Origin of the sequence: Pseudomonas sp. B21-054 (assembly GCF_026016345.1) — a bacterium.
In the GTDB taxonomy this organism is placed as follows: domain Bacteria; phylum Pseudomonadota; class Gammaproteobacteria; order Pseudomonadales; family Pseudomonadaceae; genus Aquipseudomonas.
The window spans coordinates 293,723-308,460 of the sequence record NZ_CP087204.1; the positions used below are offsets into that span (position 1 = coordinate 293,723).

Here is a 14,738-nt window from a genome sequence, read left to right on the forward strand (position 1 = left end):
GAGTCCGTTTTCGACCCTCGCTGTTTCGCTGCCCGGGGGGCCTCGCCCATGAGTGCCTCGTCCCTGCCACCCAGCGGCCTGGTCCGCATGAATCCGCCGGTGTTTTACTTCGCGGCGACCTTCATCCTGCTGTTCGGCCTGGTGGTGATTGCCGTGCCGGAGCAAGCCGGCGCCTGGCTGCTGGCGGCGCAGAACTGGGCGGCCAATACGGTCGGCTGGTATTACATGCTGGCGATGACCCTGTATCTGGTCTTCGTGGTGGTCACCGCCTTGTCCGGCTACGGCAAGATCAAGCTCGGTGCCGACCACGACGAACCCGAATTCAGTTACTTGTCCTGGGCCGGCATGTTGTTCGCCGCCGGCATCAGCATCACGTTGTTTTTCTTCTGCGTCTCCGAGCCGCTCACCCATTTGGTGCAGCCGCCCCAGGGCGAGGCCGGTACCGCTGATGCGGCGCGCCAGGCCATGCAGATTCTGTTTTTGCACTGGGGGCTGCACGGTTGGGGTGTGTTCGCTTTCGTCGGCATGGCCCTGGCGTACTTTGCCTATCGGCACAATTTGCCGCTGGCCCTGCGTTCGGCGCTGTACCCACTGATCGGTAAACGCATCAACGGCCCCATCGGCTACGCGGTGGACGGCTTCGGCATCATCGCAACCGTGTTCGGCCTCGGCGCGGACATGGGCTTTGGCGTGTTGCACCTCAACTCCGGGCTCGATTACCTGTTCGGCGTCGCTCACACCCAGTGGATCCAGGTCGGCCTGATCGTGCTGATGATGGGCGCGGCGATCATCGTCGCGGTGGCCGGTGTCGACAAAGGCGTGCGGGTCATGTCCGACATCAACATGCTGCTGGCCTGCGCTTTGTTGCTGTTCGTGCTGTTCGCCGGGCCCACCCAGCACTTGCTCAACACGTTGATCCAGAACATCGGCGATTACCTCGGCGCCTTGCCGATGAAAAGTTTCGACCTGTACGCCTACAACAAGCCCAGCGACTGGCTGGGCGGCTGGACGGTGTTCTACTGGGCCTGGTGGATCGCGTGGTCGCCGTTCGTGGGGCTGTTTATCGCGCGGATTTCCCGTGGCCGCACCATCCGCGAATTCGTGTTTGGCGTGCTGCTGATTCCCCTGGGTTTCACCCTGGCGTGGATGTCGATCTTCGGCAACAGCGCCATCGACCAGGTGCTGAACCATGGCATGAGTGCCCTGGGCATGTCCGCCCTGGAAAACCCGTCGATGAGCCTGTACCTGCTGCTGGAAACCTACCCGTGGAGCAAGACCGTCATCGCGGTCACGGTGTTTATCAGTTTCGTGTTCTTCGTCACGTCCGCCGACTCAGGCACCGTGGTGCTTTCGACGCTGTCGGCCAGAGGCGGCAACCCCGACGAAGACGGGCCGAAATGGCTGCGGGTGTTCTGGGGCGCAATGACCGCCCTGGTGACCAGCGCGTTGCTGTTCTCCGGTAGCATCGATGCCTTGAAGTCGGCGGTGGTACTGACTTCCCTGCCGTTCTCGCTGATCCTGCTGTTGATGATGTGGGGCCTGCACAAGGCGTTCTACCTGGAATCCCAGAAGCAGATCGCGCAATTGCATTCCCTGGCGCCGGTGTCCGGCTCACGCCGGGGTACGGGTGGCTGGCGCCAGCGCTTGAGCCAAGCGGTGCATTTTCCGTCCCGTGACGAGGTGTACCGTTTCCTCGATACGACGGTGCGCCCGGCCATCGAAGAAGTGAAGGCTGTGTTCGCCGAGAAGGGCCTGACGGTCGTGACCCAGCCAGACCCGGCCAACGACAGCGTCAGCCTGGAAATCGGTCACGGCGAGCAGCATCCGTTCATCTACCAGGTGCAGATGCGCGGCTACTTCACGCCGTCCTTTGCCCGCGGCGGCATGGGCTCCAAGGAGCTCAACAACCGCCGTTACTACCGCGCCGAAGTGCACTTGAGCGAAGGCAGCCAGGATTACGACCTGGTGGGCTACACCAAGGAACAGGTCATCAACGACATCCTCGACCAGTACGAGCGACACATGCAGTTCCTGCACCTGGTGCGCTGATCGGCCCGAGTCTCAGACGAGCCCACCGTTGGCCCGCAGGATCTGCCCGTTCACCCAATCGGCGTCCGGGCCCACCAGGAAGGTGATGATGCGGGCGATGTCCTGTGGCTGGCCGAGGCGCTCCAGGGGCGGCATCTTGGCGTAGTGCTGCACCTGTTCTTCGCTCTTGCCGTGCATGAACAGTTCGGTCGCGACCGGACCGGGGGCCACGGCATTGACCGTGATCTGCCGACCGCGCAGTTCCTTGGCGAACACCTGGGTCAGGGATTCCACCGCCGCCTTGCTGGCGATGTACACCGAGTAGCCGGGCAGGTTCAGGCCCACGGTGCTGCTGGAAAAATTCACGATACGGCCACCGTCGTTCAGGCGGGTCGCGGCTTCGCGCAGGGTGTTGAACGTGCCGCGGGTGTTGATGGCGAATGTCTGGTCGAACAATTCGTCGCTGTGCTGCGCCAGGGGCATGACCTTGAGGATGCCGGCGTTGTTGATCAACACATCGACCTTGCCCAGTTTCGCTTCGGTTTCATCGAACATCCGCCGCACATCCGCGGAGGAGGACACGTCTGCCTTGACCGCTATGGCTTGGTGGCCGGCCTGGCGCAGTTGAACCACCAGTTTCGAGGCTTCGATGGCGCTGTTGGCGTAATTGATGACCACGGCAAAGCCTTCGCTGGCCAATTGCTTGGCAATCTCTGCTCCGATGCCGCGGGAGGCGCCGGTCACGATGGCAACTTTCGAATTTTGAACAGTCATGTGAAGGGGTCCTTTGCTGTTGAAATGTGTGATGGGTTGAGGACAGATTCACATGTTTACTCTTGGCGATAAATGCAAGAGAGTTGCCTTGACTGTTCAATATTTTCCAACAATCGGTGGGGCAGGATTCAGATGGACCAGGTCAAGGCGATGAGAGTGTTTGTCCGCATATACGAGCGCAGCAGCTTCACCCTGGCCGCTGAAGACTTGAATATGCCCCGGGCCACGCTGACCCACACGCTCAATCAATTCGAAGCCTGGCTGGGTGTTCGTTTGTTGGAGCGCAGCACCCGCAAGGTGCGCCCGACCCTCGACGGCGAAGCCTACTACCCACGCTGCGTGCAATTGCTGGCGGAGCTTGAAGAGGCCGAACTGGCGTTTCGCGGTGTGGCGCCCAAAGGCAAGCTGAGGGTGGACCTGCATGGCACCCAGGCGCGGTACTTCGTGATTCCGGCGTTGCCGCAATTCATGGCCCGCTACCCCGAAATAGAACTGTTCATCAGCGAGGCGGATCGTTTCGTCGACCTGATTGCCGAGGGCGTCGATTGCGTGCTGCGCTCCGGTACGCTGGCGGATTCGTCATTGATCGGCCGACGTGTCGCCAATCTTCGCCAGATCACCTGTGCCAGCCCCGGTTACCTGCGCCAGTATGGCGAGCCGAAGAGCCTCGATGACTTGAAGCATCACAGGGCGGTGAATTACGTCTCGCGGACCACCGCCAAACTCTATCCGTTCGAGTTCATGGTCGATGGCGAACTCAAGGAGGTGCCGATCGGGGGCTCGTTGTCGGTGTCCGGCGCCGAGATCTACGCCGCCTCGGCCATCGCCGGCATGGGCCTGATCCAATGCCCGCATTACCGAATGGAAGAACCGATCCGGCAGGGAATGATCCAGGAAGTCCTCACCGCCACCCCACCGCCGTCCATGCCGGTGTCGGTGCTTTATCCGCACAACCGCCACATGTCGCCACGGGTTCGCGTGTTCGTGGATTGGGTGGCGGAAGTGTTTGCGCAGGCTCGTTAAGGTGATTCCTGACACTGAAAATCCCCTGTGGGAGCGAGCTTGCTCGCGAAGGCGTCGGCACTCCAATATCACCGCGAACTGACACACCGCTTTCGCGAGCAAGTCCGATCCCACGACGATATGCGAACTTTCAGCCTGACCAATGCGTCTGTGAAATGTTAGCGTCTGCCAACCGCCGTCCGAACAGAGAGCCTATTCGATGACCTACACCGCTGCCGAAAACCGCTACGAGTCCATTCCTTACCGCCGCGTCGGTCGCAGCGGGCTGGTGCTGCCGGCGCTGTCGCTGGGGTTGTGGCACAACTTCGGCGACAGCACGCCCATCGACACCCAGCGCGCGTTGCTGCGCACGGCGTTCGACCTGGGTATCAACCACTTCGACCTGGCCAACAACTACGGCCCGCCCTATGGCAGCGCCGAGATCAATTTTGGCCGGTTGCTGCGCGAAGATTTCCAGCAGTACCGCGATGAGTTGATCATCTCCAGCAAGGCCGGTTGGGACATGTGGCCGGGCCCTTACGGCCAGGGCGGTGGCTCGCGCAAGTATGTGCTCGCCAGTCTCGATCAGAGCCTGCAACGCCTCGGCCTGGACTATGTGGATATCTTCTATTCCCACCGCTTCGACCCCGATACGCCACTGGAAGAAACCGCCAGTGCACTGGCCACTGCGGTGCAGCAGGGCAAGGCGCTGTACATCGGTATTTCCTCGTATTCCGGGGTGAAGACCCGGGAAATGGCGGCGCTGCTCAAAGAGTGGAAAGTCCCGCTGCTGATCCACCAGCCGGCCTATAACCTGCTCAACCGCTGGGTGGAAAAAGACCTGCTGGATGCCACCGACGAACTGGGCGCCGGCGTGATCGCCTTCACTCCGCTGGCCCAAGGGTTGCTGACTGACAAATACCTTAAGGGCATTCCGGCGGATGCACGGGTCAACCGTCCGGGTGGTGGCTCGTTGCAGGCTGCGCATTTGTCGGAGGAGAACATCGCCCATGTGCGCGCCCTCAATGAGATCGCCCAGCGACGCGGACAAAGCCTGGCACAAATGGCCCTGGCCTGGACCTTGCGCGATCCCCGGGTCACCTCCGCCCTGATCGGCGCCAGCCGGCCGGAGCAGATCATCGAGAATGTCGGGGCGCTGAAGAACCTGAGCTTCAGTGCCGAAGAGCTGGCGCAAATCGACCGGTTTGCCCAGGAAGGCGGGATCAATCTTTGGGAGAAGCCTTCGTCGGCGGAATAACACACCCCCCTGTGGCGAGGGGATTTATCCCCGCTGGCTGCGAAGCAGCCCCAGGAACAGCTCAGCACGGTCTGCCTTTCAGATCGTGCGTGCAGGTTTTAGGGCCGCTACGCAGCCCAGCGGGGATAAATCCCCTCGCCACAAAGGTGATTCCATAGCGATTCAGCGAAAAAACGGCACATCCCCCAGCACCGTCGCTCGATGCATCACCCGCCGGGCCGGGCGGTAGTCGTCCACGGCGAAATGCTGGGTCACGCGGTTATCCCAAAACGCCACGTCGTTGACCTGCCAGCGCCAGCGCAGGGTGAACTCCGGGCGGGTGGCGTGGGCGAACAGCAGTTTCAGGATCACCTCGCTTTCAGTCTCCGACAGCTCGTTGATCCGCGTTGTAAAGCCTTCATTGACGAACAGAGACCGACGCCCGCTCACCGGATGGGTGCGGATCACCGGATGGGACAGCGGTGGGTTTTTCCGTCGCGCTTCCTCCCAGCGCGCCAGGTCTTCGGCGGTGTTGCCAAAACGCTCCAAGGGAAAGGACCGGGTGAAATCGTGGGTCGCCGTCAGGCCTTCCAACAAACGCTTCAACGGCGCCGACAAGGCCTCGTAAGCCGCGATGCCACTGGCCCACAACGTATCGCCACCGAATGCCGGCAGCAGCTTGGCGCTGAGCACCGCGCCCATGGCGGGCGTCGGCAGAAAGGTCACGTCGGTGTGCCACACGGCGTTGTCGCGTACATCGGTGACAGCGGTGTCGAGCACCAGGACTTCGGGCTGCTCCGGCACGTTGGGGTAGATCGGATGAATGTGCAGATCGCCAAAATACGCGGCGAAACGCGCTTGCTGTACCGGCTCGATTGGCTGGTCGCGAAAGAACAACACCTGATGTTCAAGCAAAGCCTGCTCGATGATATCGCGATCTTCCAAACTCAGCGGTTGGCGGATATCGATCCCGCTGATCTGCGCACCGAGGGCGGTGCTCAAAGGGGTAACGGTCGGGCGGTTCATCGTCGCGTTCTCGCAATGGGGCGCCGAATGGTCGGCGTGGTCATTTACTGTCAGTGAGCCTGGCCGTGCCATGGCACCAGTTTGCGTTGCAGGGCGCGTAAGCCCATTTCCATGGCGAAGGCGATCAATGCGATCACCAGGATTCCCAATACCACCACATCGGTGACCAGGAACTGCGCCGCTGACTGCACCATGAACCCCAGGCCACTGGTGGCGGCAATCAGCTCGGCTGCCACCAGCGTCGACCAACCGACGCCCAGGCCAATGCGAATACCGGTGAGGATGTCCGGCAAGGCGCTGGGTACGATCACATGGCGAATCAACTGGGCCCGTGTGGCGCCCAAGGACTGCGCGGCACGTAACTTGGCCGGATCGACGGTGCGCACGCCGGTGGCGGTGGCGATCGCAATTGGGGCGAAAATCGCCAGGTAAATCAGCAGCACTTTGGACAACTCACCGATGCCGCACCAGATCACGATCAATGGCAGGTACGCCAAGGGGGGGATCGGCCGGTAGAACTCGATCAGCGGATCGAATACGCCCCGTGCGATCCGGTTGGCGCCGATGGCGATGCCCACCGGCACGGCCGTCAGCACCGCAAACAACAGGCCCAGGCCGATCCGTTCAAGGCTTGCGCCCAGGTGCTGCCAGAGGGTGGAGTCCATGTAGCCACTGGTCGCCAGCAGCCAGCCTTTTTGCAGCACGGCGGACGGCGAGGGCAGGAACAAGGGCTCGATCAAGCCGCTGGCGGTGACGGCCCACCAAACGGCCAGCAGCGCGATCAGGGTCAAGCCGCTGATCCACCGCGTGCTCAAGGTGAGCCTCGAACCGTTGACCGGGCGCTTGGCCGCGGTTGCAGTGATCTCGGCAGGAATTCCATAGCTGTTCATGCGCGCTCCTGTGGCCGTGTGGCGCTGCGTTGGGAGAACACTTTGGCGAGTACATGCTCGCGGGTTTCGATAAAGCGCGGGTCGGACTTGATCGACCGCGCCGATTCCCCGGCGCCGTAGCGCTGGCCGAAATCCAGGCTCAGACGCTCGACGATCTGCCCCGGGTTCGGTGCCAGCAAAATCAAGTCGGTGGCGAGGAAGACCGCTTCTTCAATGTCATGGGTAATCAGGAATACCGGTTTGGCGGTGCGCTGCCAGACTTGCAGCAACAGTTCCTGCATCTGCTCGCGGGTAAAGGCGTCCAGCGCACCGAACGGTTCGTCCATCAACAGCACGCGTGGCTCGGCCGCCAATGCCCGGGCCAGGCCGACGCGCTGCTTCTGACCGCCGGAGAGCTGCCAGACGCGGCGTCGCTCGAAACCGGCGAGGTCCACCAAGGCGAGCATTTCCCTGGCGCGGGCTTCGCGTTTTTCCCTGGGGATCCCGGCCAGTTCCAGGCCGAAACCCACGTTCGCCAGCACGTCCTGCCAGGGCAGCAGCGCGTCGTCCTGGAACACCACGCCGCGCTCGGCACTCGGCCCCAAAACCGGGACACCGTCGAGGGTGATCTGCCCGGCGCTGGGCTCGACGAACCCGGCGATCAGGTTCAACAGCGAAGTCTTGCCACTGCCGGACGGGCCGAGGGCCACCAGCAATTGCTGGGGTCCCAGGGTCAGTGAAATGTCCGCCAGCACGGGGTCCGTCGCACCGGGGTACTGTGCGCTGATGCGCTCCAGCTGTAGCAAGGCCATCGCCGTGACTCCTTCTAGTGTGCGATCACTGGGTGATGTATTTGGCGCTGACAAAAGGCGCGTAGTCCGGCAGCACAGCTTCGACCTTGCCTTGCTCCTTGAGGAAGGCGGCGGTGTCGGTGATGGCTTTGGTAGTCGGAGCGCCGAGGCTTACGACCTGATCGGCCGCCAGGGGGAAGACGTTGCCTTGCAACAGCAGCGGGATATCACTGGCCTTGGCACCGGAGAGTTTCACCAGTTTGTCGACGTTGGACGCATCGGCCAGCCAGGCTTGTGGGTCCTTGCGGTACTGGGCGTAGGCATCCAGGGTGACTTTGGCGAAGGCGGTGACGATTTCAGGGTGCTTCTGGGCGAAGTCCTTGCGCACGATCCAGGCGTCGAAGGTCGGCGCGCCGAACTGGGCCAGTTCCGCAGAGGTGATCAAGACCTTGCCGTTTTCCTTGGCCACGCCCAGGGCCGGGTCCCAGACGTAGGTGGCATCGATGTCGCCGCGCTTCCAGGCGGCGATGATGGCCGGTGGTGCCAGGTTGAGGATGGTGACTTTCGATGGGTCAATGTTCCAGTGCTTCAACGCGGCGAGCAGGCTGTAGTGGCCGGTGGAAACGAATGGCACGGCGATCTTCTTGCCGATCAGGTCCTGTGGGGTGTTGATCCCGGAACCGTTGCGGGTCACCAGGGCCTCGGCGGCGCCGATCTGGGTGGCAATGAGGAACGTTTCCACCGGGACCTTGCGGGTGATGGCGGCGGTCAGCGGGCTGGAACCGAGGTAGCCGATCTGCACATCGCCCGAGGCAATGGCGGTGATGACGTCGGCGCCGTTGTCGAACTTGCGCCAGTCGATCTTGGCTTGGGTGGCTTTTTCATAGGCGCCGTCGGCCTGGGCGACTTTGGCCGGGTCGACGGTGGTCTGGTAGGCGACGGTCAGGTCGGCTGCCTGGGCAAAAAAACTCGTCACGGCCAGGGAGGCGGCCGCGAGAAGGCGAAGGGGGAAACTCAATGTCATGGGAAGCTCCTCAACAGGCCGCCGGATGTTCGGCGTTTGAGGAGACTAAATGATCTAAGAACTCAAAAATAAATAACTTTTTAGAATGAGCTTGTCAGCGAAAAAATCTGTGCAAGCATCAGCTTTTGTGGCGAGGGTATTTATTCCCGCTGGGTTGCGAAGCGACCCCAAATCAGTCGAATGAGAGTTGACTGAGACACCGAGGTGAACCGTCGAGGGCTGCTTTGCAGCCAACGGGGATAAATCCCCTCGCCACAAAATCATTCCCATGTAAGACATGGGAATGATTCATGAGGGGATCAGTTACTGATCGCCAGAATACTCGCCTGATACGAACCTACAAACACATCGAAATCCCCCACCTCGTTCTGCTCCAACTCGGCTTGTTGAACCAGGGATTCACGGGCGGCTGTTTCAAATGCCGTCTGCTCCTGGTCAGGCAAAGGCTCGGCGCGGAAGAACTCGGCGTGGGCCTTGCTTTGGCGCAAGGAGAACTGGGCGAAGCTTTCCTGGTGTTCGGCCATGGCGGCCAGCACCTGGGCGGAGGGGGTCAGGGCCGGATCGCGGACTTTCGCCAATTGCGCGTCCAGTGCCAGGCGGTGAGCATCACCTCCTTGGCTCTGGTCAAGCAACGAGGCCAGCGGGGCGATTTTTTCCAGCAATTCGACGGCCCAGGCCTGCATGTCCACCGCTTGACCCTGGCGCTGCAATTGCAGGCCGGGCTTGCGCCCTTCCTTGACCACGGTCAGGAAGTTGTTCGTGGCGTTGCCGCATTCGTTGTTTTCCAGCTGCGGGCTGTCATTGAGGCCGCAATACAGCAGGAACGCATCGAGGAAGCGCGACTCGGTGAGGTCGATGCCCATCGGCAGGAACGGGTTGATGTCCAGGCAGCGCACTTCGACGTACTGGATACCCCGGGCCATCAAGGCCTGGATCGGACGCTCGCCGGTGTAGGTCACGCGCTTGGGACGGATGTTGGAGTAGTACTCGTTTTCGATCTGCAGAATATTGGTATTGAGCTGCACCCACTCGCCGTTCTGGTGAGTGCCGACTTCGACGTAGGGCGCGTAGGGCGTTGCGACCGCTTTGCGCAGGCTGTCGGTGTAGCTCGCCAGATCGTTGTAGCACGGCGTCAGGCCGGCCTGGGCGTTGCTCTGGTAACCCAGGTCACTCATGCGCAGGCTGGTGGCGTAGGGCAGGTACAAAGTGTCCGGGTCCAGCTGTTCCAACTGGTGCGGGCGGCCGCGCAGGAAGCCGGCGTCCAGGGCCGGCGAGGCACCGAACAGGTACATCAGCAACCAGCTGTAGCGACGGAAGTTGCGAATCAGCGCGATGTAGGCCGACGACTGGAAGTCGCGGTCGCTGGCCTCGACGCCTTCAGCCTGCCGGAGCAAGGGCCAGAGCTTTTCCGGCAGGGAAAAGTTGTAGTGGATCCCGGCGATGCACTGCATGGTCTTGCCGTAGCGCAGGGCCAGGCCCTTACGGTAGACGTACTTGAGTCGACCGATATTCGAGGTGCCGTAATACGCGATCGGGATGTCTTCTTCCGCCGGAAGTGGGCACGGCATCGACGGGCTCCACAAGTACTCGTCGCCAAGTTTGCTGTAGGCAAACCGGTGGATCTTGTCGAGGCTGCGCAAGGTATCGGCCGGGTCGGCCAAGGCCGGAGTGATGAACTCCAGCAGCGACTCGGAATAGTCCGTAGTGATCTGTTCGTTGGTCAGCGCCGAACCCAGGGCCCTGGGATGCGGTGTCTGCGCCAGGCGCCCATTGTCCGTGACACGCAGGCATTCACGTTCGATACCGTGCAGGCACTGCTCGAGCAGGGAGAGGTTGGCGCGCTCGCCGAGCAGGGCCAGGCGGCGGTTTAAAAGGTCGCTCAAGTTGAATTCCTTCACGCGTCAGTCGCCCCAATATGGGGGTGGGCAAGACGGTCTACAAGGGTGAAGTTGAAACTGGCGTTTTCGCCTGGTTTTATGCGGGTAAAGACTGATCGCCGCACTCCCTGTGGGAGCGGGCTTGCTCGCGAAGAGGTCTTATCAGCCAACATTGAAGTCGCCTGACACGCCGCTTTCGCGAGCAAGCCCGCTCCCACAGAAAATCTCGACACCGCATTCGCAGCGTCGAAATTAACTCAAATCGATGACAGGGAGCTATAGGACAGCGAACGTGCCTTGCGCTTTTGCGACCAGTTTGTCGCCTTGCAGCACCTCGGCCTCGACCACCAGCGTGCGCCGGCCCGGGTGGATGACCCGGGCGGTGCACAGCACTTCACCGTCGGACACGGCGCGAATGTAGTTGATCTTGCATTCGATGGTCGCGCTCTGCTGGTCAAAGCCGTGGACGCTGGAACAGGCCAGTCCCATGGCTATGTCCACCAGGCTGAACAGCGCGCCGCCGTGCAGCTTGCCGCCCCGATTGCGCAACGGCGGCTCAAGGCCCAGGGCGACTTGCGCCACCCCGTTCCCCAGGCTCTGCAGACGACAGCCGAGCAGCTTGAAAAACGCGCTCTCCACCAACCCGGCCGGCACGTCCATCAGCGCTTCTTCAACTGCTTGGCGTTGGCGAACAACGAGGCCATGGCGTTATTCGCCGGGGCCGCAGCCGTGGTTTCCTTGCGCGGCGCGGTGTTCTGCGACTGGCGCGGGGTCGAGCCAGGGCGAGCGCCACGGGCACCGTCGACTTTTTCACCCGGCGTGTCGCTCATGCGCATCGACAGGCCGACACGTTTGCGTGGGATATCGACTTCCATGACCTTCACTTTCACTACGTCACCGGCCTTGACCGCTTCGCGCGGGTCCTTGATGAACTTCTCCGACAGGGCGGAGATGTGCACCAAGCCGTCCTGATGCACGCCGATGTCGACGAAGGCTCCGAAGTTGGTGACGTTGGTCACCACGCCTTCGAGGATCATGCCCGGTTGCAGGTCCTTGAGATCCTCGACACCGTCCTGGAACTCGGCGGTCTTGAACTCGGGGCGCGGGTCGCGGCCCGGTTTCTCCAGTTCCTGAAGGATGTCGGTGACGGTGGGCAGGCCGAAGGTTTCATCGGTGAATTTCTTCGGGTCCAGGCGCTTGAGAAACGCCGCGTCGCCGATCAGCGAACGAATGTCGCGGTCGGTCTGGGCGGCGATGCTCTGCACCAGCGGATAGGCTTCGGGGTGGACGGCCGATGAATCCAGCGGGTTGTCACCGTTCATGACGCGCAGGAAGCCGGCAGCCTGTTCGAAGGTTTTTTCGCCCAGGCGCGGGACTTTCTTCAACGCGGCGCGGGTCTTGAACGCACCGTGTTCGTCGCGGTGAGTCACGATGTTCTGCGCCAGCGTGGCGTTGAGGCCCGAGATCCGTGCCAACAGCGCCACCGAAGCGGTGTTCACGTCCACGCCCACGGCGTTCACGCAATCCTCCACCACGGCGTCCAGGCCACGGGCCAGTTTCAACTGGGAAACGTCGTGCTGGTACTGACCGACGCCGATGGATTTCGGATCGATCTTCACCAGTTCCGCCAACGGATCCTGTAAACGACGGGCAATGGACACCGCGCCACGGATCGACACATCCAGGTCGGGGAATTCCTTGGAGGCCAGTTCCGACGCCGAATAAACGGAAGCACCGGCTTCGGACACCATGACCTTGGTCATTTTCATGGCTGGGTATTTTTTGATCAGCTCGGCGGCCAGTTTATCGGTCTCCCGGCTGGCGGTGCCGTTGCCGATGGCGATCAAGTCCACCGAATGCTTGGCGCACAGGGCGGCGAGCACGGCGAGGGTCTGGTCCCACTTGTTGTGCGGCACGTGGGGGTAGACCGTGGCGTGATCCAGCAGCTTGCCGGTGGCGTCCACCACCGCAACCTTGCAACCGGTGCGCAAGCCCGGGTCCAGGCCCAGGGTGGCCCGTGGGCCGGCCGGCGCGGCCAGCAGCAAGTCGTGCAGGTTATGGGCGAATACGTTGATCGCCTCGGTCTCGGCGTTATCGCGCAACTCGCCCAGCAGGTCGGTTTCCAGATGGGTGTAAAGCTTGACCTTCCAAGTCCAGCGCACCACCTCGGCCAGCCATTTGTCGGCGGCGCGATTCTGGTTTTGGATGCCGAACTGCTGGCCGATCATGCCTTCGCACGGGTGCATGGTACCTGGCAGCTCTTCACCGACCTTCAGCGCGGAGCTGAGAATGCCTTCGTTACGACCACGGAAAATCGCCAGGGCCCGGTGGGAAGGCATGCTTTTGAGCGGTTCGTCGTGCTCGAAGTAGTCACGGAACTTGGCGCCTTCCTCTTCTTTGCCGGCGATAACCCGGGCGCTGAGGGTGGCTTCCTGCTTGAGGTAGTTGCGCAGTTTTTCCAGCAGGTTGGCGTCTTCGGCGAAGCGCTCCATCAGGATGTACTTGGCGCCTTCCAGCGCCGCTTTTACGTCCGCCACACCTTTTTCGGCATCGACGAAACGCGTGGCTTCGGTTTCCGGGGACAGGCTCGGGTCATTGAATAGACCGTCGGCCAACTCGCCGAGGCCGGCTTCCAGGGCGATCTGGCCCTTGGTGCGGCGCTTTTGCTTGTAGGGCAGGTACAAGTCTTCGAGACGGGTCTTGGTGTCGGCGAGCTTGATGTCTCGCTCAAGTTGCGGGGTCAGCTTGCCCTGCTCCTGGATGCTGGCCAGGATGCTGATGCGCCGTTCGTCGAGTTCTCGCATGTAGCGCAGGCGCTCTTCCAGATGACGTAATTGAATGTCATCGAGGCTACCGGTGACTTCTTTCCGGTAACGGGCGATAAAAGGCACCGTGGAGCCTTCATCGAGTAGCGCGACGGCCGCTTCGACCTGTTGTGGGCGTACACCGAGTTCCTCGGCGATGCGGCTGTTGATGCTGTCCATAAAACCACCTGACAAATTGTGAAATCAGGCTCGCCACCGCGCAAACGGGGCTCGGCGAGACTGGTTGAGCGGCCTGGCATGCGCCGCTGCCTGGGTCAAAAGGCTGCCTGTTGACCCGCGAAATTCAAAAAGTGCTGCCGGGCCAGGAGGAAAAAACGATACGCCGGGATAACGATCCGACGTTCCCTGGCACAAAAGGCCGCGCATTATAACCGGCGTTCCATCCTTAAGGGGGGCGTCGTGGTCTGTAGGCTCGATACCCGGATTTGTGGAGATAGAGGAAAAATCTGCTAACAATGCACACGGTGCGTATAACGGCAGCTAGGCCATAATGCGCGCCGAGATCAAAGGAGCTTCCTATGAGCAGCACTGCACAAACTGCTGAAGGCGAAAAAATTCTTATTGTTGACGACGATCCGGGGCTGAGCAGCCTGCTGGAGCGTTTTTTCGTCAGCAAGGGCTACCGCGCCCGCACCGTACCGAACACCGAGCAAATGGATCGGCTGTTGGCCCGCGAAGTTTTCAACCTCGTGGTGCTCGACCTGATGCTGCCCGGTGAGGACGGCTTGACGGCCTGCCGTCGCCTGCGCGGCGCCAATAACCAGATTCCGATCATCATGCTCACCGCCAAGGGTGACGAGCTGAGCCGTATCAAGGGCCTTGAACTGGGTGCCGACGATTACCTGGCCAAGCCGTTCAACCCCGACGAGTTGATGGCCCGGGTCAAGGCGGTACTGCGTCGGCAATCGGCTCCGGTGCCTGGCGCGCCGGGCAGCGAAGACGAAAGCGTGACCTTCGGCGACTATGAACTGTCCCTGGCCACTCGCGAGCTCAAGCGCGGTGATGAGATCCACATGCTCACCACCGGTGAGTTCGCCGTGCTCAAGGCCCTGGTGATGAACGCCCGCCAGCCGCTGACCCGCGACAAACTGATGAACCTGGCCCGTGGTCGTGAGTGGGATGCGCTGGAGCGCTCCATCGACGTGCAGATTTCCCGCCTGCGCCGGATGATCGAGCCCGATCCTTCCAAGCCGCGGTATATCCAGACGGTCTGGGGCGTGGGTTATGTATTCGTGCCGGATGGCGCCGCCAGCAAGTGATCGGCGATTTGTAGGAGCGGGTGGCC

General features: G+C 61.7%; 12 protein-coding genes. 4 read left to right on the forward strand and 8 right to left on the reverse strand.

Annotation, left to right across the window (positions count from 1 at the left end; translation table 11 throughout):
* Nucleotides 1-87: 87 nt before the first annotated feature.
* Nucleotides 88-2,049 carry a choline transporter BetT gene (gene betT, locus LOY70_RS01280; protein WP_185046006.1) on the forward strand — a complete coding sequence of 654 codons (1,962 nt, stop codon included), beginning with the start codon at nt 88-90 and terminating at the stop codon, nt 2,047-2,049.
* A 12-nt stretch (nt 2,050-2,061) separates the two neighbouring features.
* On the opposite strand, the gene LOY70_RS01285 is transcribed toward betT, so the two are convergent.
* Entirely contained in the window at nt 2,062-2,802 is a 741-nt protein-coding gene (locus LOY70_RS01285) for an SDR family oxidoreductase (protein ID WP_265032616.1), read from the reverse strand.
* A gap of 132 nt (nt 2,803-2,934) precedes the next feature.
* Between LOY70_RS01285 and LOY70_RS01290 the strand changes: the two genes are divergently transcribed.
* Nucleotides 2,935-3,825 carry a LysR family transcriptional regulator gene (locus tag LOY70_RS01290; RefSeq protein ID WP_265032618.1) on the forward strand — a complete coding sequence of 297 codons (891 nt, stop codon included), beginning with the start codon at nt 2,935-2,937 and terminating at the stop codon, nt 3,823-3,825.
* A 199-nt stretch (nt 3,826-4,024) separates the two neighbouring features.
* Nucleotides 4,025-5,062: an L-glyceraldehyde 3-phosphate reductase gene (mgrA, locus tag LOY70_RS01295; protein ID WP_265032620.1), complete on the forward strand. Its 1,038-nt coding sequence runs from the start codon at nt 4,025-4,027 to the stop codon at nt 5,060-5,062.
* A gap of 162 nt (nt 5,063-5,224) precedes the next feature.
* Here mgrA and tauD read toward each other — a convergent pair whose 3' ends face one another.
* The 7 genes from tauD to LOY70_RS01330 all read right to left on the reverse strand — a co-directional run bounded on the left by tauD (nt 5,225) and on the right by LOY70_RS01330 (nt 13,612).
* Entirely contained in the window at nt 5,225-6,067 is an 843-nt protein-coding gene (gene tauD / locus LOY70_RS01300; RefSeq protein WP_265032622.1) for a taurine dioxygenase, read from the reverse strand.
* A gap of 50 nt (nt 6,068-6,117) precedes the next feature.
* Nucleotides 6,118-6,957 carry a taurine ABC transporter permease TauC gene (tauC, locus tag LOY70_RS01305; RefSeq protein WP_265032624.1) on the reverse strand — a complete coding sequence of 280 codons (840 nt, stop codon included), beginning with the start codon at nt 6,955-6,957 and terminating at the stop codon, nt 6,118-6,120.
* Nucleotides 6,954-7,748 (reverse strand): taurine ABC transporter ATP-binding subunit, encoded by a 795-nt coding sequence (gene tauB / locus LOY70_RS01310; RefSeq protein WP_123345619.1) that lies wholly within the window; start codon nt 7,746-7,748, stop codon nt 6,954-6,956. The genes tauC and tauB overlap by 4 nt, the downstream gene beginning before the upstream one ends.
* 25 nt (nt 7,749-7,773) lie before the next feature.
* Complete coding sequence (gene tauA, locus LOY70_RS01315) at nt 7,774-8,751, reverse strand: taurine ABC transporter substrate-binding protein (RefSeq protein WP_265032627.1); 978 nt, start codon at nt 8,749-8,751, stop codon at nt 7,774-7,776.
* Between the two features lie 299 nt (nt 8,752-9,050).
* The gene (gene gshA / locus LOY70_RS01320; protein ID WP_265032628.1) at nt 9,051-10,634 is read right to left on the reverse strand and encodes a glutamate--cysteine ligase; all 1,584 of its coding nucleotides are present in this window, start codon (nt 10,632-10,634) and stop codon (nt 9,051-9,053) included.
* Between the two features lie 270 nt (nt 10,635-10,904).
* The gene (locus tag LOY70_RS01325; protein WP_265032629.1) at nt 10,905-11,288 is read right to left on the reverse strand and encodes a PaaI family thioesterase; all 384 of its coding nucleotides are present in this window, start codon (nt 11,286-11,288) and stop codon (nt 10,905-10,907) included.
* Nucleotides 11,288-13,612, reverse strand: coding sequence for a Tex family protein (locus LOY70_RS01330; protein ID WP_265032630.1), 2,325 nt, complete (start codon nt 13,610-13,612; stop codon nt 11,288-11,290). Before LOY70_RS01330 ends, LOY70_RS01325 begins: the two co-directional genes overlap by 1 nt.
* Before the next feature lie 359 nt (nt 13,613-13,971).
* Between LOY70_RS01330 and ompR the strand changes: the two genes are divergently transcribed.
* A complete protein-coding gene (gene ompR / locus LOY70_RS01335) occupies nt 13,972-14,712 on the forward strand; it encodes a two-component system response regulator OmpR (protein ID WP_025211284.1) in 741 nt (246 codons plus the stop codon).
* The last annotated feature ends 26 nt before the right edge of the window (nt 14,713-14,738 follow it).